Here is a 26,356-nt window from a genome sequence, read left to right as displayed (position 1 = left end):
TTGTAACGATGATGGGTTTCGTATTATTCACCGCTCTTTATTTCATCTTCTGCACCATGTTTTTCGCAGTCGTGCAGAAGCCATTTTTCGGCTGGTACAATCGAAATGTGAATAAAGAACGGGCAAAGGCTGCGGACATAAGGAGAGTCTATGGCCACGGGCTCATCTCCGATCTCATAATCGCATCGTATCTCACGGCGATACCACTGCTTGTAAGTGGTATTCATACGATGTTACCATGTTTCAATGTCGGGATGGTGCTGATGATTTACAATATCCTGATCTCAGTCGTAGTCTCGTTGATCTGCATATCCGATACCTTACTCTATAAGTTTTGGAACTATAAACTTGATTCCTCAGCGTTCGTCTATCTCCGTTCGCTCAAAGGAGCTTTTGCAAGTGTATCGACGGCATATATCATAGGAGCATTTGTCTTGATCCTCCTCTGTGCGGGCATATTTTTTGCCGGTGCGCAATGGATCACCGCCTTCTGCAGCCGGCCGCTCCTCTCAGGTGGATGGCTGAAATGGTGGGGATGTCTCGTGGCGTTCTTCGTAATGATCCTCATGGTCGGACTTCTTTTCGTAATTATACGCGGATTGAAGATCAGGCCTAATAATCCGAGTGTGGTCTATTACAGCAAGAATCCTTTTTTCAATCATTGGGCACTGAATCCGGCCTACAACCTCATCTATTCACTCGGAACCAAGGATGAGTTCAAAGGAAAATTCCGCTTTTTCGATGATGACGAGTGCGAGAGACTTGTTGGTTCACTCTTCCCGACGAAAGGCGTTGCGCAGAAGAAGCTCCTGCGGACTGACCGCCCGAACATACTCCTGATTATATGGGAGAGCCTCGGCGCAGAGTTTGTCCCCTCGCTCGGAGGAAGGAAGGACGTGGCTGTAAATGTCGATAGGATCGCTGCTGACGGCGGCTTACTGTTCACCAACTGTACGGCAGGAAGTTTCCGTACGGACCGCGGGCTGGTCTGTCTGCTCAGCGGTTATCTCGGACAGCCCACCACCAGTGTGATCCGCTATACGCGCAAACTCCCCAATCTTCCGGCCTTACCACGAAGGTTGAAGGAAGAAGGCTATGTCACCACTGCCGTACATGGCGGAGAGTTGACCATCATGCATAAATCCGACTATTATCTCGCGTCAGGCCATGACACCCTCATCAGTCAGAAAGATATTCCATCATCAGCACCGACATGCAAATGGGGCGTACAGGACGGATATATGTTCGACTATATCTATGAGGATATAATGGAAAAGACCCGCAAGGGTGAGCGATGGTTCACGACTTTCCAGACCCTGAGTTCCCACGAACCGTTCACCGTCCCCTACAACCGCCTGCCAAACGATGAAGTGGCCAACGCCTTTGCCTACACTGACCATTGTTTCGGAGAGTTCGTCGATAAGATCCGGAAGACTCCGGCATGGGATGATCTACTCATAATCTGTGTGGCCGACCACGGTTACAATGCTTCCAGCCATCCGGCCTCGCGTCAGGACTACGCACATATCCCCGTGCTGCTCGCCGGAGGCGCGCTTGCCGAAAGCGGACGCATAGACACCCTGATGAGCCAGACAGATCTCGCTGCAACACTGCTCGGTCAGATGAATCTTCCGCACGATGAATTCCTCTTCAGCCGCGACGTGCTTGCGGATACCTACAAGGAACGATTCTCGTTCCACACCTATAACAACGGTTTCATGTTCACTGACGAGCGTGGCTCGACAATAGTCGATAATGTCAGCGACAACGCCATCGAAGGAGCGGACGAACGACGCGAACGCTGCGGACGCGCAATATTGCAGAAACTTTACAAGGATCTGTCAGAACGTTAAGACACAGAATCAAGAACATTTTCAATAAATCAAAAACAATGTACCATCTTCGACATAACTATTACCGTCCGGAAAAATACCGTCTTATTGATTCAAATCCGGTGGGTATCATCCTGAATCTACTGTGGGTCTATATCTGTTATGAGATCTGCCGTCTCGCATTCCTTTTTGAGAACTGGAATCTGTTCAGCGCAGGAATGTCATGGCACACGTTCTGGCAGATCACCCTCGGCGGTCTCCGCTTCGACACGTCCGCGATATTCTACACCAATGCATTGATCATCCTCCTCTACCTTTTCCCGCTTCATCAGAAAGAAAAGAGATGGTTTCACGTGCTCACGAAAGTGCTGTATATCGTCATCAACTCTGTAGCAATTTTTGCAAATCTTGCTGACTCCGTGTTCTTTGAGTTCCGTAAACACCGCTCTTCAATGGCTCTGTTTCAGGAATTCAAGGGTGACAACAATATAGGTGGAATCGTATGGGTCGAGATTGTCAATCACTGGTACTTCGTGGTGCTTGCAGTTTTAATGATATGGTCTCTCTGTAAATGCTACCGTATGCCCGGCACTCCGGTGCGCCCCCGCAAACGTTACTACCTGACTCAGATCGTGACGCTGGTCCTGATGATTCCGATAGCAGTCTGCGGTATGCGTGGAAATACTTTCCTTTCTGCCACGCGCCCCATCTCGGTCAATTATGCCCATAAGTTTGTCAACGAACCGATGCAGACCGGAATAGTGCTCAACACTCCTTTCTCAATGATCCGTACCGTCAATCAGATGGCTAAAAATCCTCCGGCTTTCTTTTCGGAAGCTGAACTTGACGCGATATATTCACCTGTCCATACACCCGCCGATTCACTCGTGACACGTAAGAAGAACATAGTGATCCTGATTGTTGAAAGTTTCGCGCAGGAATTTATCGGAGAGTTGAATAAGGATCTCGATAACGGTACATATAAGGGTTATACGCTATTTGCCGACTCTCTACTCCAGCATAGCCTTTATTATGACCAGTCCTTCGCCAACAGTGGTTTCAGTATCGATGCTCTGCCTGCGGTGATAGCCTCGATTCCGCGCATGGATCGTCCGTTCGTGCTCTCCCCCCACTCCCTTAACCACATCAATTCGCTTGCGAGTGCAGTAAAATCGATCGGTTACTCAACAGCATTCTTTCACGGAGCAGACAATGAATCGCTCGGCTTCAACGCTTTCGTAAAGCAGGCCGGCGTTGAAAAGTATTACGGTAAGAATGAATTCTTGGCCGATCCGCGTTTTGGTGGAGCAAGTGAATTTGATGGCAAATGGGGTATCTGGGACGAACCATTCCTGCAATTCTTCTGCGCCGAGCTCAACACCCTCCCCCAGCCTTTCATGGCCAGTGTGTTCACTCTCTCATCCCACCATCCCTTCGCCATTCCTGAAAAATACAAGGATGTATTCGTTGATGAAGGTCTGCATAAGCTTCACAAGTGCATACGATATGCCGATTATTCGCTCAAACGTTTCTTCGAGAGTGCGAGCAAAGAACCTTGGTTCGAGAACACGATATTCGTGATCTCAGCCGACCATGCCAGCAGCAAGCGCACGCATGATGTCTATAAGAACGAGGTGGGAGGATTCCGTATTCCCATTATCTTCTACGATCCGTCAGGCGAAATGCCTCGCGGCAAGCAGCCGGGAATCGTCCAGCAGATCGATATCATGCCGACCCTGCTTAATTACATCGGCTACGACAAACCGTACATTGCATTCGGCAAGGATATACTTAATACACCTGCAGAAGAAACATGGGCCTTCAACTGGGACTTCTTCCCACAGTTCTTCAAGGGTGACTATGTGATGCGCATGGATGAAAACACAAATGAAATTTCTGAAATATTCAATTACAGAACTGATCCGCTGCTCAAAACCAATCTCAAGGGACAGCTCCCTGACGGAGTGGAAAAAGAGATGTATGATCGGATGTGTGCCATCATGCAGAGCTACATAGAGCGTATGGATAAAGATAATGTAACCATCAAATAAATCTGCCATAGTATAATTATGAATATACCTACTTCCCTAATAATTACCACATATAACCGACCGGACGCGTTAAATATTGTTCTTCATAGCGTCCGAAACCAAACCGTACTCCCACATGAAATAATCATAGCTGACGATGGATCTGGAAAAGCAACAGCAGACATGATAGAACACTGGTCTAAAGATCAGCGAATAGGGCAACTTATAAAACACGTGTGGCAACCTGACGACGGATTCAAACTCAGTGCAATCCGAAATAAAGCTATTGCAGCCTCCAATGGAGAATATATAATCATGGTTGACGGTGATATGATGCTTCATCGACGTTTTATAGAGGACCATATAAAAGTGATATCACAAGGGTACGCGGTCAAAGGTAATCGTATCCGTCTAAATGAAGAAACTACAAAGCAAATCTGTGAATCCACTGTTTCTAAAAATATTTCTCCTTTTTCAAAAGGTATATTGAAAGATAGAATAAAAGCATTCAGAGTCAACTTACTTTCGAAAATGTTCTATAATTTCAAACCGGAAAGCTATTATGCTGTAGGAAGTAATATGGCATTTTGGCGTAAGGATGCGATTGCAGTTAATGGATTTGAAGAATTATTCAACGGTTGGGGACATGAAGATTCAGATTTCTTATTTCGTCTAAGCAGAATTGGAATTAAAAAACGTGATCTACGATTTGCAGCCCTACAATATCATCTCTACCATCCACAGAATAGTAGTAACGGACTGAACAATCTCGAAGCATTGAAAAAACGTAATGCTGAAAAGATTGTGAAAGCTAATAAAGGCATCAATCAATATCTAGCGTAGCAACAAAATATTCAAAACAAAAAATTACCCATGGGGACTTCTTTCCCCACTGTCAATATCTCTTATCCCCGGTAGTTAAAATCATAACGGGTGTTCAAATAAATTTGAACACCCGTCACCAACACTTATCTCATTTATTAACGATGATCTCTGCGACCGCCACGCTGACGATGGTTGCGGCTTTCCTGAAGCTTTTTAAAAGCCTGCTTCTGGTCATCGTTGAGAATCTTCTCAATATTCTTGCTGAGACTATCCATCTCAGAGCGCATTTGCTGACGATTGTTGCGATCAGCATTACTCATTTTCTTGCCGAACTCATCGTAAAGAGCGGTGATTTTTTCAGTCTGTTCATCTGAGAGTTTCAACTCCTTTTTAAGCATCTCTACCCGTTCTTTAGGATCCATCCGACGGGCACCGCCACGATTCTGAGCTGTAATGCTACCGACCGAGAGAAGGAGTCCGATAGCAAGAATGATAATTTTCTTCATGAATTGTAAGTAATTTGAATTGATATATATACGTTAGACTGCGAATAATATGCAGGGTTTAATACATCTGTCAATTTTTATTTCTTAGAATTACGATACAACAAAATCACCCCGGAAGCATATGGTCATGACTTCCGGGGTGATTCGTTATGTTATGGTGTCAGAGAAATAGCTTACTTGGCTTCCGCAGGGGTAGCGGGCGCAATCTTGTTGGCCATCTCGACAGCCTTGGTGATATGTGAACAGATGTGGTCCTCACCTATCAGCTTATTGACTCCTGCATGGACGAGGGCTTCACGGACATTGTCCTTGACACCTGAAAGCACCACGTGGATACCCTCTTCCTGTGATGACTTTATAAGTGTCTCAAGGTTGTGGATACCGGTGGAATCAATGAAGGGAACTTTACGCATACGGATTATGCGGACACGCGGTTTGCGACCGAGAGTGTTGCGCATAAGTTCGTCAAATTTCGTAGCCACACCGAAGAAGAACGGGCCGTCGATCTCATAAACCTCAACACCGGGATTCACGTTGAGCACTTCATGATGTGCCATCTCCGTCTCTTCATCAATATCAAGCTGACCTGAGTATGCCTTGATCTCCGTATTTTCCATGACGCGACGGAGGAAAAGGATGATGGCAAGGAGCAGACCCATTTCAATGGCGATGGTGAGGTCGAAGATGACCGTCAGAAGGAAAGTCAGCGCAAGCACTGAGATATCACTCTTGGGATTGTGGAAGATCGAACGTATGGTGCGCCATCCGCTCATATTGTAGCTGACCACAATCAGCACTGCCGCAAGACAGGCCATGGGGATAAGATTGATCAGCGGCATGAGGAAGAGGAATATCAGGAAGAGCACCACTGCGTGGACGATACCGGCCACAGGAGTGCGACCGCCATTGGTGATGTTGGTCATCGTACGTGCGATAGCTCCGGTGACAGGGATACCACCGAAGAAAGGAACGACGATATTGGCAAGACCCTGACCGATAAGCTCGGTGTTGCTGTTGGTACGTGTGCCTGTCACACCATCGGCAACGGTGGCGGAGAGGAGTGACTCGATAGCTCCGAGGATAGCGATGGTGAAGGCTGAGGGAAGAAGGAGATTGATGGTGGCCATGTTGAGTTCGAAGCCATGAGGCTGCGGGATATCAGTCGAAAGTGATCCGAAACGGTCGCCGATGGTCTCCACATGGATGCCGGGGATGAGTGTCACGGCAAGGGTGACAAGGATAATGGCGATCAGCGCACCCGGAAGACGGCGGGAGATCATGGGAGTCACAATGATGATGGCCAGTGACACCAGACCAACTCCGAGTGTAACCAGATCAATATTACCGAAATTAGCGATATACTCGCCCCACTTAGGGATAAATTCACTCGGCACATTGCGGAGTCCGAGACCGAAGAAGTCGTTGATCTGGGTGGAGAAGATTGTGAGCGCGATACCGGCCGTGAAGCCTACAACAATCGGATAAGGAATGAACTTGATGACCGTTCCGAGACGGAAACATCCGAGAGCAACGAGGATCAGACCGGCCATAAAGGTAGCCACCGCAAGTCCCTCAAGACCGTAGGTAGCGATTATGTTATAGACAATCACGATAAAAGCACCGGTCGGGCCGCCGATCTGCACCGAGCATCCCCCGGCTGCCGAGACAATAAAACCACCGATGATAGCCGTGATGAGACCTACTGTCGGGCTTACGCCGCTGGCGATACCGAAGGCGATGGCAAGCGGGAGTGCGACAATGCCGACCACGATGCCGGCCACGAGATCATTCTTAAACTTTTCTGCCGAATAGTGTTTCAAGGCCGAAATCAACTTCGGCCTAAAATCAATTGAACCGTTAAAATTCATCTTGTTTTTACCTTAAAAGTAACTCAAAATAACATGCTGCTTAGCACTGCTTTATAACATCAGATTTTCATATTCAAAATCAAGGTGCAAAATTACTTAAAAAATCCTAAATATCAATCAAAAAACTCACCATTCTGAAAAATACCCATGAAAAAAGTAAAAAAACAGAACTCCAAAATGCAACGCTCATCAGAATAACATGAATACGAGGACAGGACTGTAGTAAAAATCCATACGATTGTAGGGCCTGCACTTGTGCTGGCCGAGTTCCATGCATAATCAGCTGATTATAACAAATTCAGATCCCGGTCAACACAAGTGCAGGCCCTACAACCGCATGTCAATGATAGCGATACGGTCACATCTTGATACAGTGTCGTTTAATATTCAAGCACAAGGCAGGTCCAGCGATCAAGCACCTGATGTGATTTATACTTCAGACCTAAAGGCTCTGCGACATTCAGGATCACGGGCACGTCCTCCTCATAGAAACCGCTAAGGAGCATAGTGGCGCCGGGAGCAAGAGTTGAAACGTAGGCAGGAAGATCCGCCGTGATTATGTTGCGGTTGATATTGGCAATAAAAAGATTGACATTACCGATGACTGACAGTTTGGCAGCATCGCCGAGATGGAGATAGATATTCTCAGCAAAGTTTATGCGCACGTTGTCAATCGCATTGCTGAAAGCAAACTCATCAATCTCCACGGCATCAATGCGCGCAGCTCCACGCATGGAAGCGAGTATGGCAAGGATACCAGTGCCCGTCCCCATGTCAACGACCTTCAGACCGGTCAGATCCCTTGAAAGCAGCTGACGGAGGATGAGAGTCGTAGTGGCATGGTGACCTGTGCCGAATGCCATCTTGGGATCAATCACGATGTCGTAACGACACGTGGGTATATCTTTGTGAAACGAACTGTGGATCACGCATTGATCATCGATCACGATGGGCTGAAAGTAATTCTTCTCCCATTCACTGTTCCAGTCACGACCTTCAACCACGGTATCCTTGAGCGAAATCGAAGTCTCCATCGGAAAATCAGCCAAGAGGGCATCCACTGCCTCCTTGGAATATAATTCAGACTTAATATATGCTGTCAGACCACCGTCGTCAGGCACAAAACTCTCGAAACCAATCCCCGCAAGAAGCGCGGCAAGAATATCGGTACGCGTCTCGTCGCAAGGCGTAAGATCAAGACGCACTTCTACATAATCGTTCACTTTCTAAATGCTTTTTATAATGGATGAATTTACATGTATATACGGCAAACGCCCCGCAGTGGCGGCGGAGCGATGTGACGTATTAGGAATTTCTTTTCTCAATCTGCACGATCTTCACGGTTCAACGTTTTCCGCGCAGCAATCTGATGGTTTTAAAAGCCTTGCTTCCTACCTTGTAGGTAAGCAGAGCAATATCGATATAGCTAAGAGTGCCGAGGACCTTACCGAGCAGACCGCCTTTGGAAACAGGTCCGTTATCCTTCAGGCCGGCAACATTGCGCTCGATGCGATCACGGTTTATCTCGATGCGTGCAGCCGTGTAGGCGCGCAAATAACGCAGTTCGTCAAGCGTATATCCTGTCCAAGCAGGTTTCTCGTGTGGAAGTTCTTTAGGATTGCTCATAGATCAGCAGGATGAATCCGGTAATATCAATTCAATTCTCTCTCTAAAAAGGTCACGGATTGAAGAACAGGCGTGACACAAAACGCGCTATGGGATTAATGATCAGCTGCTTCCTGAAAGCTATGATCACCCCCAGCAAAATCATGTAGAATCCACACATGATGAAGTAGGCCCATATCATCCCGACTCCTGTAGCGATGCAGCGCACGATGGCCAGCGACAGGAAGAACATGAAGAGGGATATCAATACGAAACCGAGCAATGCAAACGCTGCGGTGGTGAGCAGAAGGGTCATCTTCTCGGCGACCGTCAACTTTGCATAGTCAACATTGAGCTTCAACATTTCCTTCATTTCAGCCCAAAGAGTGTGGATTTGATTCTGTTTTTCAGACATACGAAAATAATATCCGGATTATTAATACTCTCTTTTCCCGACACAAAGCCCGCATCACACCGATGCAACCATAGGCATAGGTGCGACACGAGCTTGAGTATTTTTATTCAAGTCGGTGAATTTTATGCCTTATCAGTCGTCGATTTCAGTAGTGAGCTGCTCGACGAGGGCATCGATCTCATTGTCCGAGCAAATGATACCCTTCTTGCGAAGAAGTTCGGCGATACGTGAACGGACATCCTCACCCTTTTCAGGTGCGAAGAGGATTGCTGCGCCCGCACCGACGATAGCACCTCCGATAAAGGCATAAAGCAATGATAAATTTGACATAGCTGTAAATGGTGTTAATTGTGGATCACAGATTTATAATGTGAGTCTGATTCGAGTGGATAAGCGGAATTACTTACCGATCTCCTCAGCGATTTCGTCGGCGAGTTCTTCGAGCTTGCTTTTCTGGAGCTTGATGCCCTTGCTTTCGAGATACTTCACGATGTTGTCACGTGTCTTTTCACCCTTTTCAGGAGCGAGAAGGAGACCTACTGTTGCGCCGGCGACTGCACCGCCAATTACTGCGAGTACGATGTTTAATGCTTTCATTTTTTTCGAATATTTATGAGGGTTATTGTTCTTACAAAGGTAAAACGTTTCGCAATTGAAAAAGTTCACCGGTTTGCGGGGATAAATCTACAAATTTTTATCAATATTTCCAAAAATATTCGAGTAATCAGCCTTCAAGCGCACTGAGTTTGTTGAGATTTCCTACGACCCAGATCGTATCGCCCTCATTGAACACGATTGAAGGATCGGGCTGCAGGTAATCCTCACCCCTCTGCACCGCGACGAGCAGGGCCTCCCAAGTGTTGCGGAAATCAGATGAGACTATGGTTTTGCCGATCAATGGCGAAGTGTCGCGGAGGAGAATGCCTGTAAGCTTGACATCGGTGGAGGTCGTTTCCGAAGGTTCGTCGTCCTGCGCTTCGACAACAGGAAGAAGTCTCTGGATCTCTTCATCTGTTCCTATCACACCAAGCACGTCGCCGGGGAATACCCTCTCATCAGCACCGGGCACCATGATCATTGTCGAGCCACGCTGAATGGACGAGATGGACACTCCGAATTTGCTGCGGAGTCCGGAGTTTTTCAACTGCTCCCCTACGAAGGGGCACTGGTAGCCGACCGTCATATAGGCAAGGTGCATGTTGGGGACAAGGCGGTTCTTGGCTCCACTGCGACGGAGTTCGCGTTCGTTAAGATTATCCATGAAGCGCGACTCGATCCTTATCATACGCCGATGGGCCGACTTGGAGAATGAGAGCACAAGCACGAAGAAGAGAACCACGCCGATGGTCCAACCCACGGTCATCGAATAGATGCTGCTGAGAAGATAGACCAGAAGAGCCATCGCTATAAGCAGGCGGACAATGGTCATGACGATCAGGGGGACATCATAGCGTGCATTAGCGGCCACAAGACGCTCCCGCTCCGTCTTTTTTGAGGCGGGATATGTGAGAGCAAGCAGGAACGGTGCCATCAGGATCAGGGAGACAACAGTCGTAAAGAACCGTCCCCATGACGGGAAAAGATTCGTAAAGATCGGAAGGATGTAGTCAAGCGAAATGATGCACAGGGCTATCAGAACGATCGAATAGAGCACCACGCGCCAAAGATAACGCTTGAAAAGCGACATCCACAATTGCTTCGTTGCGCTGGCCGAAGTTGTGGCGTCTTTCGTGTAACGGTCAATCAGGAAATGAAGCTTTTTCGGGAGATGAGCCTCGATAAAATCACAAGCCGGATCAGCCATACGGATAAAATATGGTGTGGTAAAGGTAGTGATCACCGAAACCGCCACGACAATCGGATAGATTTCCGGTTCAAGCACACCAAGCGACATACCGAGCGAGGCGATGATGAATGCGAACTCACCGATCTGTGTCAAAGAAAAACCTGATTCGATAGCCACACGCAGTGACTGGCCTGTGAGAAGCATACCTGTCGTGCCAAAAAAGATCATACCTACGATCACCACGAATGAGAGGAAAAGTATGGGCTTCCAATACTCGACGATAATGTCGGGGTTGACCATCATTCCGACCGAGATAAAGAACACTGATCCGAATAGATCCTTCACGGGAAGTGTCACTTTCTCAATGCGCTCGGCAAAACTTGTTCCGGCAAGGATTGATCCCATCACGAATGCTCCGAGAGCCAGCGAAAAACCACAGGCGACAGAAAAGACAGCCATGCCGAGGCAAAGACCCATAGATACGATCAACAGAGTCTCGGAGTTAAGAAATTTACGCTGAGAATTGAGCAGGGACGGAAGGACAAACACTCCGACAAGAAACCATATTATAAGGAAGAAAGCAAGTTTGCTCACACTATAGAGCATCTCCCCGCCCTCGACACTGTTGTTAATCGCTATGGACGAAAGTATCACCATCATGAGCACCGCAAAAAGGTCCTCCACAATAAGGACTGCGAAAACAAGCGACGCGAACTTACGGTGGCGCAGATTAAGATCCGTGAATGCCTTTATTATAATGGTGGTTGACGACATCGAGAGCATACCTCCGAGGAAAAGGCTGTTGATATTGGAGAAACCGAGTATATGCCCGACAGCAAAACCTGCTCCCATCATACCGCAGACGATAAACAAAGCGGAGACAACGGCTGAACCGCCTGCATTCACCAGTTTCTTAAAGCTGAACTCAAGTCCAAGCGAGAATAGAAGAACCACTATACCTATCTGCGCCCAGAACTCGATATTGTCCTCGGTGGTGACCGACGGCAGATACTCAAAATGAGGACTTGCAAGGAAACCGGCCACGATATAGCCGAGCACCACCGGCTGCTTCAGCCATTTGAACAGGAGTGTGGTCACAGCTCCGAGTATAAGGATGAAGGCGAGGTCTGTGATCAGGCCCTCGACATTGAAGGTCTCGGAAGCGGCTGCTGCGTTAGCGAGAATCAAGTTGAGAATCATAATATAATTTATAGTGACAAACGGTCAGACAAGAAGAAGTAAAAAAAGTAAGTTTAAGTCAGGGGTAATAAATACGCCGGAGAATATCAGGAAAGATCAGCCTGATTCGAGAGCGATATGGAAATCGTGGGGTGTACGTCATGAAGAGCGGAGAACACTTCAATGAAATCAGAATGCTCACGGATGAGTATGAGGAGATTCATGCGGGTGGTATCAGCTTCATAATCATACTCGACATAAACTCTTGAGAGATGAATGTTGTAACGTTCGAGGACATCACGGTAAGGCTTTATGGTCTTCACGATACCCCTTACCTTCAGACGGATGGTACGGGCTTCGTTGCCGACATTGACCCTGTGCTCAAGCTGTTCGAGAATTGTAAGGACAACGAGAACGAGGACCGTAGCCACGGCGGCTATCAGATACAGACCACAACCCACGGCCATGCCGATCGTTGCGATTATCCATATTCCGGCTGCGGTCGTGAGGCCGCGCACCGAGCCTTTCATCTGAATAATCGTTCCTGCGCCGAGGAAACCTATACCCGAAAGCACCTGAGCAGCTATACGGCTCGGATCGCCTCGCAAAAGACCGACCGTCTCCTGACAGACATAGATGGACAACATCATGGCTATACATGCACCCATCGAGATCAGGGAGAATGTGCGCAAGCCGGCCATCTGCCCCTTGCGCTTCCGCTCTATTCCGATCACACTGCCGAGGATAAGGCTAAGTGTGATCCTGAAAATAGCGGAAGTAGTTGTCAGCTCGACACTTGAAATTATATGCCAGAAATGCTCCATCCGTCCGAATCAGAAAAACAAATTATTTTTTAAGCGTGAAGCGGCGAGAAGTCAGACGATAACCGTCGGTAAAGAGTTCCACGGTGTAATCGCCCGGAGTGAGGGTGGTATTGACATCCCAGTAAATCTTTATGCCGGGGATCTCATCGCCAGCATATTCGATTGACTTGCGTGCAGTACACGGAATGGCCTTGCCTTCAAACGAGAAATTACCCGCGCCACCGAGCAACTGACCCTCCGGATTCACGAGGCGCAGATAGATGGTCTTTTCGCCTTCAGGTGTTGAATTGTTCTGCGGGATGGTAAAGGTCACAAGGAGCTGCTTGGCTTTTGTGACATTCTTTTCGACCTTGCCGTTCTTCTTCAGTCCGACCAATGACACTCCGGTCACGTTGAGTTTCTCGGCGAGCGTCATGCGTTCGCTCAACGTTTCGGCTGTGCGTGTGACGGCCTGTACCTGTGACGACAGACGTTGGTTCTGGCTCTTGATTTCCTGATTTTCAGCTCTAAGGCCGGCATTTTCTTTGTTGAGTGAATCAATCTGTGCAATATAGTGGCGGAGAAGCTTCTTGAGAGTGGAGATTTCGTTCTGAAGCTCGTTGATACGGGCCTGAGACTTGACTTTCTGACTCTTGAGTTCCTCCATAAGTTGCTCTACCTTAGCCTTTGCTGCGGTATATTTGGCAAGGATAGTGTCGTTTGCAAGACGCTGAGCCTGATCCTCATACTGCTGAAATTCAGAGTTGAGGACATCAAATTCATTGGACAGCTGGAGCTGCTCGTTGGAGAGTTTAAGCTCCTCGTTTTCAAGTTGTGCTTCCTGTACCTGCGACTTCAATGAGGCAACCTGAGTGACACCGAAACCGACAGCTATCAGCAAAAGGGCTGCAAGGACAATGATCAGAATGACCATCGGCGACATTTTTCCTTTCATAATTCTATTCAGAATATTATCAGTTAATTTTGAATTTACGATATAATCAGTTCACGCAGAATCCTCTCTGCCTAAACGAACTGCAAAATTACAAAACCCTGACCTATAATCCAAATCTATGATAAGGAAACTTATTTTTATACAGAGAGTATGGTTACCTCCGACACACCTTACCCAAAATATCAACTCCAAAAACAAGCAGCAATTACAATATATGTCATTAGCACTTATTGTCAACCAGCAATCCTATTAAAGATTTTTTAAGAAAAGTGATGATAATATTTTGTTTTTATATCTTAATGACTTATCTTTGCGGAAACAATTCATCAATCTTTAATTATTGTCTTAGCTTTAAATCTATCCATCCACCTGTTTGCATCTCCTTTAGATACAATAAGGTAATGCACCGGGAGCTTACTTAAACTATACCATAATTAAACTATATTTATGAGAAAATCAATCTTTAATCACAATGGTCCGTTTATTTCTCGGCTCTACAACGAGAAACGGACATGGATGTGTTGCCTGACGGCATTTGCTATTACATCCGCCTATGCCGATGGCATCAACGCCCCGGCAATGGGGGGGGGTAATTTCCCTGTAAATCAACAAGTTACACAAAGTCATTTAATCACCGGAACAGTAATTGACGAAACCGGTGAACCATTGGCGGGAGTTTCTGTCCAGATCAAGGGTACGCATGACGGAACAGCGACAGATATTGATGGTAAATTCAACATCAGGGTTTCGGACAATTCAACCCTCATCCTGACTTATGTCGGCTACAAACCTTTTGAGATAAAACCCGGAAACCGTTCTGAACTGTCGATCACGATGGAACCTGATTCACAAGTTCTTGATGATATAGTGGTGATCGGCTACGGTACGATGAAAAAACGTGATCTTACAGGTGCGCTTTCATCCGTTAGCGGAGATGATATCGTAAAAGTACCTACTGGAAACGTAATCGAAGCTATCCAAGGTCAGGTGGCCGGTCTCGACATCACACGTTCAAGCGGTGAAGCAGGTGCAGGTGTCAACATGAGTTTACGCGGCACGCGCTCGATCAACGGCGACAACAATCCCCTGTTCATCATAGACGGCATGGAGGGTTCGTATGAAGAACTCAACCCCAACGATATTGCATCCATCGAGGTTCTAAAAGGTGCGTCAAGCACAGCCATCTATGGTGCCGCCGGTGCGAATGGTGTAATCATAATTACCACCAAAAATCCACAGAAGGGCAAGTATTCCGTCAATCTAAACGCTTATTACGGATGGAACAAGATCACAAAGTTCCCGGATGTCAACACAGGGGATGCCTACATAAATTTCCGTCGTGAAGCCCAACGCACGGTCGGAGTGTGGAACGGTCCGGAAGACGACTCCAAGCTCTTCCCCAACTACATGCAGGAATTCATTGATAACGAACAATGGGTCAATTGGTTTGATGAAGCAGCCCAGACCGGTCACACTCAAAGCTACGACCTGAGCACATCTTATTCAAATGATCGCGTCAATTCGTATTTCTCACTCGGATATTACAACATTCAAGGTCTTCTCAAAGGCGACGAACTCCAGCGTTACTCCGCACGTGCCAAAATGGATTTCAAGGCAAGTGAGGTCGTGAAATATGGCCTTAACCTCTATGCCATGTATTCCAATAACGACAAACGCTACAGTCGAATCTGGAATCGTGTACTCTGCATGCCACCACTCGGCATACCGTATGACGAGGATGGAAATCCAGTGGATTATCCGCTTGGAGATGGAAATATGAACCCGTTGGCGGATAGCGGTGAAAACCAGTATGTCAACAACTACAAGACGCTTAGTGTGACTCCGCAGATCTACCTTGAGCTCACACCATTGAAAGGTCTCACATTCAAGAGTGTACTCGGAGGCTATTTCCGCAACGTGAAGCAGGGACTCTATACCGGCAACAAATCATACGAAGGACTTGAAAGCGGTAAAGTGCGCGCCGAAGTTCCGAACACGTTCACCTATAATTACAAGTGGCAGAATGTCCTTACCTACGACTTCAAGATCAATAAGGATCACGCGTTCACCGTAACGGGAATCACTGAGTGGACAAAAGACCGACGGGAAAGCGTAACGGCCATTGCCAATAATTTCGACGAGGACTCTTATGGCTATCACAACATGAGTGCTGCTACCGGAACACCGACAGTCAGCTCAGGCTATATTCAGAGTCAAAAAATGTCATACGCCGCACGTGTCAATTATAGCTATAAGGGCCGCTACCTCGCCACTATCAGCAGCCGATGGGACGGATCATCAATTCTTGCCAGTGGTCACAAATGGGACGTATTCCCTGCCGGAGCTGTGGCATGGCGCATAAGCGACGAACCGTTCATGAGCGAACAGACCACCGTCTCAAATCTGAAACTACGTGCTGAATACGGCGTCACAGGTAACGCCGGTGCTAAGGAATATGCCACTCTCGCATATAGCCGTACCGGAATAGTCGGTTTCCAAGATATAGCCGTTCCTTACAGCGGTTACGCGCTCTCGATAGCAAATCTCGATCTCGGATGGGAGAAGTCCTACAACCTTGATCTCGGATTTGACCTCGGACTCTTCAACGAACGTCTAAGCCTCACTTTCGACTGGTATCGCACGGACACAAAGAACCTCCTTTTTGAAAAGAGTCTCCCCTATGCCATGGGTGGCTATGGAGGCTCTCCATTCAAGATGTGGACCAACGTTGGAGAGACACGCAATACGGGTGTCGAACTGTCAATCACCAGCCACAACTTCAACACACGTGATTTCAAATGGACAACTACTCTGACTTTCTCGGCTAACCGCAACAAAGTCATCAAGACTACAAGCGACGGTCCTCTCCAGTTCAACGACTATTATCTCATACCGGGCGAAGGCGTCCACACATATTATGGCTTCAAGTATGCCGGTATCTGGGGACTGGCCCAAGCAGATGAAGCTGCAAAATATGGACAAAAACCGGGACAGGTACACATCGCCGAGAAAGGCGAGGCAGATTACAAGCTCAACTCCGACGACTACTATGTCCTCGGCAATGCAGATCCAAAGTGGTCAGGCAGCTTGCTCAACAGTTTCAACTATAAGAATTTCGACCTCAGCTTCCTGCTCATAGCCCGCTGGGACTGGACTATCCCCTACGGTCTGACAGGATGGTACCGTACAGACGGACTCAGCCCCTCCCCGACCATCTGCGACTACTGGACACCTGAGAACCAAAACGCACGCTACCCGCGTCCGGACGCAAGTATTTCAAACGGACAGGATCCCTATCAGCAATGGGCCAACTACTTTGACGGCTCATATCTCAAGGTGCGCAATCTGACCTTCGGCTATACCCTTCCAGAAAAGGTGTCACGCAAAGCGATGATGAGCAATGTACGCTTCTACTTTACTGCAAGCAATCCTTTCATCTGGACCAAGTCTCATTACCTTAAAGACTATGACCCTGAAAAGGGTGGTGATGATGACGATGCTCCCCTTACCAAGCAGTATGTATTCGGTGTAAATATCTCTTTCTAAAAATCTAAAATCTCATGAAATACAATAAATCATTATCCCTTGGATTACTGGCCGGCCTGCTATTCACAACAGCATGTAGCCTTGAGGAGAACAATCCCTCAGGAGTTTCGACAGATCAGGAATGGCGGACTCCAAGCGGTTTCGAGAAGAAAATAAACGATTGTTACTTTGACCTCATACGCATAATCTACGGACAGGCGGAAGATACTTATCTGATGGTAGCCGAGGCCGGCACTGATATCTGGCAAGATGCAGTCGCAGGCGGCTCGAACGGCGGCTGGAGTCAGATATTACGCTACGACGGCTTCGGTGCGACCACCGGTATGCTCAGCGAAGGCTACGCCGGCTTCTATTCAGTCCTCAATTCCTGCAATGCCGCTATCTTCTATGCCGATAAAGTGAATGGATTAAGCAAAGATCAGATTGATGCGCTCGTGGCAGAGGCTCACTTCATCAGAGCACATGCCCTCTTCAACATCGTCGAACACTGGGGTGGAAAATATCTTCCGACCGAACCTACGACATCTCCCCTTTCTTCACTCCCGTGCAGCAAAGTCAACGAGTTCTATGACATAATCATCAGCGACCTGAAATTTGCAATGGATAAACTTCCGGTCAGCCAGTCGGTAAGAGGTCACGTCACACGTGCTGCGGCTTACCATCTCTATGCTAAAGCCACCATGACTTACGCGACATATACTGACGGCCTTGGCAACACCGATGCTATTTCAGCCGCCCAAAGCACCGAGCTGTTAAATGAAGCCCAGAAAGCCGCCGAGTATCTCATTAACAATGCTTCAGCATTAGGCGTGAAATTTTATGGCGATGTCGAGGATGTTTTTGATGAGAACAACAACAAGACCAACGAGGAGGCTCTGTTCGTCGTTTGTCACTCATCTATCACCGCCTACAATCCGCGCGGCAACTACTTCAATCGTGTATGGAAGCATACGTCGGCATACAGTGCCAACACAGCCGGTATCTATCTCGACGGAATGGTGGCGAATTATGCTACCAATGTCAATGGTATCGATGTGCCGAAGCTTGCTAAAGGCAACTGCTATATGCAACCGAGCAAATATATGCTCGACCTGTACAACGATAAGGATCTCCGCTATAAGGCGTTCTTTAAGGATACATATTATGTCAACAAGCCTACTGAAACAGACGGTACGGTCTATGTATGGACCACGGCCGATGCCCAGCGTTATAAATTATCCGAAGATCGAGTAGGTAATCCGGTGTTCAATATCACACTCGGCGACACAGCTGTGTATCTTTCGCGCAAGACCATACCTCAGGCCGAACGTGACGCATGCCGATACGCGATTTACAATATCGCCGACAACTATGCGAATCCCGCTGAGCCTTTACGCTTCTTCCCAAGTCTTAAAAAAGCCGATACCCCTGCGCTCTATGCCGGTTCCAATGCCAACAAGCCGTACTCATCTGCGGATTGTATCGTCTATCGTCTTGGCGAAACTTACCTTCTTTCAGCAGAAGCTGCATGGCGTCTTGGCAATACGAATCTTGCCGTAAGTCGAATCAACGAGCTCCGCAATCGTGCCTGTCTCGGTCACGACCACAGCATGGACATCTCGGCAGCGGATGTGACACAGGATTTCCTTCTTGATGAATATGCCCGCGAGATGATCGGTGAATGGTCAAGATGGAGCACCCTCAAACGTTTCCGCGCGTTTGAGAGCCGTCTGGCCAAGGCAAATCCCCAAATCACAAAATTCAACAAAGATATCCATTATCTCCGCCCTGTCCCGCTCGCAGAGATACAGGTTATCGAAAACCCGCAGGAATACCAAAACCCCGGATATTGATGTAATAATAAATATCATTTGAGTGGAACAGCCCGAAAGTCGTGATTGACCCCGGGCTGTTTTTTATATATCCACACATTCAGGCAAAACGCCATAAGAACAAATTACATTTTGAAAATACAGTTTGGTTATTTGATGGAGGTGATGTATATTTGCAGTGATTTATCATGTGGCAACACGCGTATTTTCATAAATCAAAGCATATTCTTAAAGATATGCTGCTTGCAATGTGTGTCCTGCTTTTGGCGGGATGCAGTTCGACGCGTCATGTCCCGCAGGGTGCATATCTTCTCGACATGGTTAAAATTGAGATTGAAGGCGACGATGAAGTTTCCTCACGTGAACTGAACAACTATCTGAAACAGATTCCGAATCACAAAGTCCTTGGATTCTGGAAATTGCAGCTCAGCACCTACAATCTCTCAGGTGAAGACTCCACAAAGTGGTACAACAGATGGGTGCGACGCATGGGACAGCCCCCTGTGATCTATTCCCAATCGCTCACGGATGCCTCCGTCCGTCAATTGCAGCAGGCGTTGGTCAACCGAGGCTACCTTGAAGCTGAAGTTATAACCGATACCATAGTAATTCCGGAAAAGAAGAAAATCGACGTCACCTATAAAATCAACACCGGAAAACCAAGACGCATATCATCCATCTCCTACGAGATCCCGGACACGGTGATCGAGCGCATCATCCTTGAGGATTCAGCACTGTTCACGCTCCAGCCCGGAAACCGTTTTGACCGCGACATGCTCGATTCCGAACGTGCGCTGATCACTCAGCGATTGCGCAATCATGGATTCTATTCCTTCAATAAAGAGTACATCACATTCTATGCCGACACATCGGAATATTCCAAGAATGTAGATCTGACACTTACCGTAAGACCGCCACGAGTGATGCAGAACGGCAAACTCGTGGCCGATTCACTTGCAAGACATCAACAATATTATATCAACAAGATCTTCTTCATCACCAATGGCAACACTCCCGGAGGAGACAGATCAGCCATACCTACGGATACTATCGCATATAAGGATGTCTCCGTGATCTATGGACCTGACCACTACATCTCGCCCGGAGCACTGCGTCAGAAATGTTTTCTGATACCCGGAAGCATCTATCGTGCAGCTGATGTCGATCGCACATACGAGGCCCTGTCGCGTCTCGGAATACTCAAGACCATCAACATTGAGCTTGTCCCTGCAGGCGATATCGAGGAGAAACATATGCTCAACGCTTACATCGTCCTCTCGCGCAACAAAAAACAGTCAATAACCTTTGACGTCGAGGGTACGAACTCGGAAGGTGATCTCGGCTTCGGTGTCGGAGCTACTTATCAGCACCGTAATCTTGCCAAGGGCTCACAGTTGCTGACCGCACGTCTGCGCATGAATTATGAAAGTCTTTCAGGAAATTTCAACGGACTCATCAACAACCGCTACACCGAGTATGCCGGAGAGGTCGGCATTACATTCCCGAAATTTGAATTTCCTTTCGCCTCCCAACGTCTGCGCGAGAGACTTAATGTCAGCACTGAGTTTGCTCTGTCGTTCAACTATCAGGAACGGCCAGAATACACCCGCATCATTGCAGGTGCGGCGTGGAAATACAAATGGGTCAACCGAAGTAACACCCGTCGCCACTACTTCGACCTGATAGACATCAATTATGTCTATCTCCCCGAAAGCACCAATGATTTCCTTGACCTCATCGCCCCTGACAATCCATTGCTGCGCTACAGTTATGAGGACCACTTCATAATGAGCATGGGCTATCGCTACTACCGCACCAATAAACGAATACCCTCCTCGCTGGTCCGCACGTATAAATTACAGCCTACGGTCTATACCCTCCGCACATCCATCGAGACGGCCGGCAATCTTCTTTATGCCATCTCGTCGCTCTCGAATGTGCGCCGCCACGACGGTGCTTACAGAGTGTTCGGCATAAATTATTCGCAATACGTCAAAGCTGAGGTAGATTACGCGGTCACACGCAATATCAACAACCGTCATTCCCTCGCCTATCACGTCGGAGCAGGAATCGGTGTGCCCTACGGCAATTCTTCAGTACTTCCGTTCGAGAAGCGATTCTATGCCGGAGGGGCGAACGGAGTGCGCGGTTGGGGAGTGCGAACACTCGGACCGGGAAGCTACGATTCGCGCAACTCTATGACCGACTTCATAAACCAGTGTGGCGACATCCGGCTCGACATGAGTGTTGAATACCGGGCAAAGCTCTTCTGGGTACTCGAAAGTGGTGCCTTCATCGATGCTGGCAACATCTGGACCATCCATAATTATGAAAATCAGCCGGGGGGCATGTTCCATTTCGACACATTCTGGAAACAGATAGCTCTTGCCTACGGTGTCGGACTCCGATTCGATTTCTCATATTTCCTCCTCCGACTGGATCTCGGCATAAAGGCCCATAACCCGGCAAAAGGTCAGCAGCCTTGGCCAATAATCCACCCTGACTGGCATCGGGACACGACATTCCATTTCGCTGTCGGCTACCCGTTCTGATTAACCAGTCTGCAAATAATTCAAAGTATAATATCTTCAATCCTTCTGAAATTCTCATCTAAAAATCAACCAACAAATTCAACCTACCGATGAAACAGCTGGTAATTTTTGATCTTGACGGCACTCTGCTCAACACCATATCTGATCTCGGTTCGGCCACTAACTATGCACTTCGTAAATGTGGCTACCCCGAACATCAGCTCAGTATCTATCCCCAGATGGTCGGCAACGGTATCACCCGTTTGATCGAACGTGCCCTGCCGGAGGATGTGCGCGACCAGCAGGAGATAGTCGAGAAAGTCCGTGAATACTTCAAGGAATATTACGATGAGCATCAGGCCGATCTTACAGTTCCCTATCCCGGTATTCCGCAACTCCTGAAAGAACTTTCGGATATGAAAGTCAAAATAGCAGTGGCATCCAACAAATATCAGGCTGCCGTCGTCTCTCTGATCCGTCACTATTTCCCGGATCTGGAATGGAGTGCTGTCGAGGGGCAGAAAGATGGAATCCCGACTAAACCCGACCCGTCAATTGTGTTTGAAATCCTTGCCAAATGCCCTGTCCCGAAATCCAAAGTTCTTTATGTCGGAGACTCCGGAGTCGATATGGAGACTGCACGCCGTGCATGTGTGGATTCATGCGGCGTGAGCTGGGGATTCAGATCCGTTAAGGAACTGAAGGATAATTACGCGGATGAGATCGTTGATGATCCCTCCGAAATACTTGAGATTGTCCGCCGGAAAGGTCTTGACAGTTGAAGATAATCCCGTACAAACATATTTTTTATTGATAAGCACAACAGACAGCCGAATACTAAACAATCATATATCGCCAATACAGCCATGAGAGTCCGTTTCCTTCTCATAACCCTGCTAATGATTTCCGGGTATAATATTGCCGGAGCAATCCCTACGCGCCTTGACAACAAAGCGGCGAGCGACTCCCTCTACTCAGAACTCAGTAAAGCAACGAATCCAGCCGATTCGCTCTCGATCCTTTATAATCTTTTTGATGTATTACCGCGCGACACAGGCGTACCCGTCGGATTCGAGATGATAGATGTGGCTGACAGGGCTTCCAATCCCGAAGCGGCCCTTGACGTGATCCGGAATCTTGCAAACCGATTCATCCGCAAGGATTCCATGCTGCAGGTTCTCTACGACCGCACCCTACGTTACAATAATCCCGATATAGAGCATTATATTCCTGTAAGTCAAGATGACCTGAAAGAGACCCAGACATTCCTGAGCCTTCTGCGCAACACCTCTCAGGCGCGGCAAAATGATCTCGACGAGCGGCGCGAAGCCCTCTTGAAACTTCAGAAAACCATGAGTCTGACCCCACCGGAAGATCTCTATGAGCGTATAGTCCTCCAACATGCCATCTGCACCCTCCTCGCCCATTTCGGAGCGAGCGATATGCTCACCACCAAACTCGACGAGCTTGGCCGTATGGTAGCGGAACTTCCGACACAGTCAATTGCGCTACGCAACTTCTATAATGTCACTTCTGCAAGATTGTACAGTGAAAATGGCGATTACGAACGGGCAATGCAAGCTGATCAGAACACACTTGACTGCATAACTACCCTTGAAGCGAAATATGCCAAGCAGAAACGCAATTTCCGCAATTATGACGCTAACAGATATGTCATCTACACACGTTTTCTGTCAAATTACCCCCTTCTGGCTCCTCACGAGGTGGAGAAATATTATAAGATGGCAATGAGACTCGTAGATTCTGACTTCACTTCCTACGAGACAAACCGAATATTCCCCGGTCCGCAGATCTATTACAATCTCTCCAACAAGAACTATGCGACAGCTTTACAATACATCAAATCATGCATTGACGATCCTCACAACCAACATCTGCGCAGACGCTTGATTAAAGATGAGATCGAGTGCGCGCAAGCTCTCGGCGATAACGAGACTTTGCTTCAGGCATCACTTGAGTACAACACCATACTTGAAAAGCACCTTAGCGAACGTCTTGATCAGAAACTGCAGGAACTCCAACTTCTCTCCGACACATCTGACATAACCGACAGCTACAATAGGCTTACGCTCGAAAAGCAACAGTCAGAAGCTAAAGCACTCCGCAAATTCACGATCTTAATGGCCGTAGCGGCAGCCATTCTCCTCATATTCGTTATAGTTTTGTACAATCTGAACCGACGCAACAAACAGCTTGTAAAAACGCTCGACCAATCAAACCATGCGCTACGCACTGAAAGTGAAAATCTTGAAAACTCTCGTGCCGAGCTTCTGAAAGCCCGCGACTCGGCTCAAAAAGCCAACAACCTCAAGACTGACTTTATCAAAAATATGAGCTACGAAGTCAGCGCACCGCTGAAAGCTATCAATGAATACTGCAAACTCATAGTCGATTGCGCCAATGCGAGCGACCGCAAATATCTGGAGCGTTTCACATCACTTGTCGAACTGAACAGTGATCTGCTGACAACGATCGTCAACGATGTGCTCCATATATCTGAAATCGACAGCAACTCAGTGCCGATCAAAAACCGCTCGACCGACCTTAGAAACCTCTGCTCAATGGTGCTTGACGGTGTCCGCAACCGTCTTGCACCGGGAGTTTCGCTCCAGTTCGACGCTTCCTCACCGGCAATCAGTCTATTCACCGATCCTCAGCGTCTCCATCAGATACTCCTCAATCTTCTGACGAATGCTGCAAAGTTCACGACAAAAGGAAGCATTATGCTCGGATATACTATTGATCCATCCAATGAAAAGGTGATTTTCAATGTCACCGACACCGGTATAGGCATCAAAGCTGACAAGAAAGAAGTGATATTCGACCGCTTCGTGAAGCTCGATAAAGAGACTCAGGGTGCGGGACTCGGACTCACCATCTCCCGTATGCTCGCCCGTCTGCTCGGTGGTGACCTGCACCTTGACACAAGCTACAATAAAGGCGCACGTTTCATCCTCGCTATTCCTAAAAAATAGTTATCTGCCGGAATATCTCTGATATTTTTAGTAACTTTGCATTCATTATGGCAGAATTCAAGAAACAGCCCAGATTCCGCACAAGGATTGCCCCGGATCTCATTGAGACGGTAAGGCAACTTGTGCTCACATCAAAAGATATAGTCATCACCTGCCATGTCAGTCCTGATGGTGATGCCTTGGGATCATCGTGCGCACTATGGTTCGTGCTGAAGGCCCTCGGAAAGACAGTCAACATCGTCACGGCTGACTGCGCGCCACGTACACTGCAGTTTTTGCCCGGTGTGCGCGATATCGTAGCGGCAACCCGCCAAGGCGATCGCGCACATGAGCTCCTGTCCAAAGCCGACCTCATCTTCTGCATGGACTTCAACGATCCGGAAAGAGTGGATAGGCTCACCGATGCGCTTACAAATTCAAAAGCCCGAAAAGTAGTCATCGACCATCATCTTGATCCACGGATCGAGGCCGATGTCATAATCTCACATCCCGAAGTCTCATCAACCTCCGCCCTACTCTATATTTTCTTCTGGCAAGCCGGTTGGACCCGCTACCTCAATCGTAGTTCGGCAGCCTGTATATACACGGGCATGATGACGGACACGGGCAATTTCTCCTACAATTCCAACGATCCTGACCTCTATCTCATCATCTATGATCTGATGCGCAAGGGTATCGACAAGGATAATCTTTACAAGCTTGTCATGAACACCTCATCCGAATCACGAGTGAGGATCATGGGCTATGGGCAGTACAGAATGCAGATTCTTCCGGATCATCGCGCAGCCATCATTATGCTGAGCAGCGCAGAGCTCCGTGAGTTTGACTACAATAAAGGTGACACCGAGGGACTGGTCAACATACCACTCTCTATCCCTGACGTGACCTACTCGGTATTCCTCCGTGAGGATGACAAGAATTGTGTGAAAGTCTCAATGCGCAGCAAAGGTGAATTTTCAGTCAGCCGTATATGTGAGGAAAATTTCGGCGGTGGCGGCCACACAAACGCTGCCGGCGGTGAGTTTCACGGGCCGCTGGAACAGGCATTAGATAAACTATTAGAAATCATACCTAATTACGACAAATATTTGCAATGAAAAAATTTCTTTCTCCGATAGTCCTCCTCTTTGCCCTCGCGATGGGTCTGTCATCATGTGATGATTCAAAGAGCTATGCCGAGCTTCTCGCCGATGAGAATCAGGCTGTAAATAAATTCCTCGTCCAGTTCAGAGTAGAAGAGAATGTTCCGGCCGACGGAAAATTTGAGATTGGCGAAAATGCTCCGTTCTATCGTCTTGACGATGACTCAAACGTCTATATGCAGGTTCTCGATCCGGGGTCGGACGTGAAACCTGAAAAGAATGACCGTGTCTATTTCCGCTTCACCCGCTACAATATGTTCTACTATGTGGTGGGAGGCGACAATTCACTGCTTGGAACAGGTAATGCCGACAACATGAATTCAGCATCGACATATTTCCTTTTCGAGAACATCTCCATCAGCGAATCATCACAGTATGGCTACGGCATACAGCTCCCTATGAAGTATCTCGGCTACGATGCTAAAGTCAATCTTGTTGTCAAATCTCAGGAAGGGCCCTCCGACGAGATATCATACGTCGTACCCTACCTCTATGAAGTCAGATATTATAAATCACAGATTTAATC

The 26,356-nt window shown here is 47.7% G+C and carries 20 protein-coding genes; 10 read left to right on the top strand and 10 right to left on the bottom strand.

Features of this window, described 5'->3' with window-relative positions; translation table 11 throughout:
- Positions 1 to 11 precede the first annotated feature (11 nt).
- From K2G41_RS03465 to K2G41_RS03455, 3 genes are read left to right on the top strand one after another with little or no spacing between them, the layout of a single operon-like run.
- The gene (locus K2G41_RS03465; RefSeq protein ID WP_300114465.1) at positions 12 to 1,853 is read left to right on the top strand and encodes an LTA synthase family protein; all 1,842 of its coding nucleotides are present in this window, start codon (positions 12 to 14) and stop codon (positions 1,851 to 1,853) included.
- A gap of 38 nt (positions 1,854 to 1,891) precedes the next feature.
- On the top strand, positions 1,892 to 3,883 hold the full coding sequence (locus K2G41_RS03460) for an alkaline phosphatase family protein (protein WP_300114462.1): 1,992 nt from the start codon (positions 1,892 to 1,894) through the stop codon (positions 3,881 to 3,883).
- A gap of 18 nt (positions 3,884 to 3,901) precedes the next feature.
- Positions 3,902 to 4,705 carry a glycosyltransferase family 2 protein gene (locus tag K2G41_RS03455; protein ID WP_300114459.1) on the top strand — a complete coding sequence of 268 codons (804 nt, stop codon included), beginning with the start codon at positions 3,902 to 3,904 and terminating at the stop codon, positions 4,703 to 4,705.
- A gap of 137 nt (positions 4,706 to 4,842) precedes the next feature.
- Here the strand turns inward: K2G41_RS03455 and K2G41_RS03450 are convergent, their stop codons facing one another.
- The 10 genes from K2G41_RS03450 to K2G41_RS03405 all read right to left on the bottom strand — a co-directional run bounded on the left by K2G41_RS03450 (position 4,843) and on the right by K2G41_RS03405 (position 13,804).
- Complete coding sequence (locus tag K2G41_RS03450; protein ID WP_300114456.1) at positions 4,843 to 5,193, bottom strand: hypothetical protein; 351 nt, start codon at positions 5,191 to 5,193, stop codon at positions 4,843 to 4,845.
- Positions 5,194 to 5,366: 173 nt separating this feature from the next.
- On the bottom strand, positions 5,367 to 7,061 hold the full coding sequence (sulP, locus tag K2G41_RS03445) for a sulfate permease (RefSeq protein ID WP_300114453.1): 1,695 nt from the start codon (positions 7,059 to 7,061) through the stop codon (positions 5,367 to 5,369).
- A gap of 380 nt (positions 7,062 to 7,441) precedes the next feature.
- Positions 7,442 to 8,284 carry a 50S ribosomal protein L11 methyltransferase gene (gene prmA / locus K2G41_RS03440; RefSeq protein ID WP_300114450.1) on the bottom strand — a complete coding sequence of 281 codons (843 nt, stop codon included), beginning with the start codon at positions 8,282 to 8,284 and terminating at the stop codon, positions 7,442 to 7,444.
- A 121-nt stretch (positions 8,285 to 8,405) separates the two neighbouring features.
- The gene (locus K2G41_RS03435) at positions 8,406 to 8,687 is read right to left on the bottom strand and encodes a hypothetical protein (RefSeq protein ID WP_300114447.1); all 282 of its coding nucleotides are present in this window, start codon (positions 8,685 to 8,687) and stop codon (positions 8,406 to 8,408) included.
- A gap of 52 nt (positions 8,688 to 8,739) precedes the next feature.
- On the bottom strand, positions 8,740 to 9,081 hold the full coding sequence (locus K2G41_RS03430; RefSeq protein ID WP_300114444.1) for a hypothetical protein: 342 nt from the start codon (positions 9,079 to 9,081) through the stop codon (positions 8,740 to 8,742).
- 132 nt (positions 9,082 to 9,213) lie between these two features.
- Positions 9,214 to 9,411: a YtxH domain-containing protein gene (locus K2G41_RS03425; RefSeq protein ID WP_300114441.1), complete on the bottom strand. Its 198-nt coding sequence runs from the start codon at positions 9,409 to 9,411 to the stop codon at positions 9,214 to 9,216.
- A 69-nt stretch (positions 9,412 to 9,480) separates the two neighbouring features.
- Positions 9,481 to 9,678, bottom strand: coding sequence for a YtxH domain-containing protein (locus K2G41_RS03420; RefSeq protein ID WP_300114438.1), 198 nt, complete (start codon positions 9,676 to 9,678; stop codon positions 9,481 to 9,483).
- Between the two features lie 127 nt (positions 9,679 to 9,805).
- Positions 9,806 to 12,067, bottom strand: a complete 2,262-nt coding sequence (locus tag K2G41_RS03415) for a cation:proton antiporter (RefSeq protein WP_300114435.1) — start codon at positions 12,065 to 12,067, stop codon at positions 9,806 to 9,808.
- Positions 12,068 to 12,153: 86 nt separating this feature from the next.
- A complete protein-coding gene (locus K2G41_RS03410) occupies positions 12,154 to 12,870 on the bottom strand; it encodes an MgtC/SapB family protein (RefSeq protein WP_300114432.1) in 717 nt (238 codons plus the stop codon).
- Between the two features lie 22 nt (positions 12,871 to 12,892).
- Complete coding sequence (locus tag K2G41_RS03405; RefSeq protein WP_300114429.1) at positions 12,893 to 13,804, bottom strand: hypothetical protein; 912 nt, start codon at positions 13,802 to 13,804, stop codon at positions 12,893 to 12,895.
- Between the two features lie 447 nt (positions 13,805 to 14,251).
- On the opposite strand from K2G41_RS03405, the gene K2G41_RS03400 reads away from it, so the two are divergent.
- The 7 genes from K2G41_RS03400 (at position 14,252) to K2G41_RS03370 (ending at position 26,354) form a co-directional block, all read left to right on the top strand.
- Positions 14,252 to 17,350, top strand: a complete 3,099-nt coding sequence (locus tag K2G41_RS03400) for a TonB-dependent receptor (RefSeq protein ID WP_300114426.1) — start codon at positions 14,252 to 14,254, stop codon at positions 17,348 to 17,350.
- Positions 17,351 to 17,364: 14 nt separating this feature from the next.
- A complete protein-coding gene (locus K2G41_RS03395; RefSeq protein WP_300114423.1) occupies positions 17,365 to 19,182 on the top strand; it encodes a RagB/SusD family nutrient uptake outer membrane protein in 1,818 nt (605 codons plus the stop codon).
- A gap of 215 nt (positions 19,183 to 19,397) precedes the next feature.
- Positions 19,398 to 21,713, top strand: a complete 2,316-nt coding sequence (locus tag K2G41_RS03390; protein WP_300114420.1) for a BamA/TamA family outer membrane protein — start codon at positions 19,398 to 19,400, stop codon at positions 21,711 to 21,713.
- An 89-nt stretch (positions 21,714 to 21,802) separates the two neighbouring features.
- Positions 21,803 to 22,474, top strand: coding sequence for an HAD family hydrolase (locus tag K2G41_RS03385; RefSeq protein ID WP_300114417.1), 672 nt, complete (start codon positions 21,803 to 21,805; stop codon positions 22,472 to 22,474).
- Between the two features lie 84 nt (positions 22,475 to 22,558).
- The gene (locus K2G41_RS03380) at positions 22,559 to 24,688 is read left to right on the top strand and encodes a HAMP domain-containing sensor histidine kinase (protein WP_300114413.1); all 2,130 of its coding nucleotides are present in this window, start codon (positions 22,559 to 22,561) and stop codon (positions 24,686 to 24,688) included.
- A gap of 47 nt (positions 24,689 to 24,735) precedes the next feature.
- A complete protein-coding gene (locus tag K2G41_RS03375; RefSeq protein ID WP_300114410.1) occupies positions 24,736 to 25,785 on the top strand; it encodes a bifunctional oligoribonuclease/PAP phosphatase NrnA in 1,050 nt (349 codons plus the stop codon).
- On the top strand, positions 25,782 to 26,354 hold the full coding sequence (locus tag K2G41_RS03370; RefSeq protein ID WP_300114407.1) for a DUF4827 domain-containing protein: 573 nt from the start codon (positions 25,782 to 25,784) through the stop codon (positions 26,352 to 26,354). Before K2G41_RS03375 ends, K2G41_RS03370 begins: the two co-directional genes overlap by 4 nt.
- Positions 26,355 to 26,356 lie beyond the last annotated feature (2 nt).

Source organism: Duncaniella sp., assembly GCF_029056165.1.
In the GTDB taxonomy this organism is placed as follows: domain Bacteria; phylum Bacteroidota; class Bacteroidia; order Bacteroidales; family Muribaculaceae; genus Duncaniella.
The sequence above is the reverse complement of the archived record's forward strand: the minus strand, read 5'-3'. Positions and strand labels throughout refer to the sequence as shown.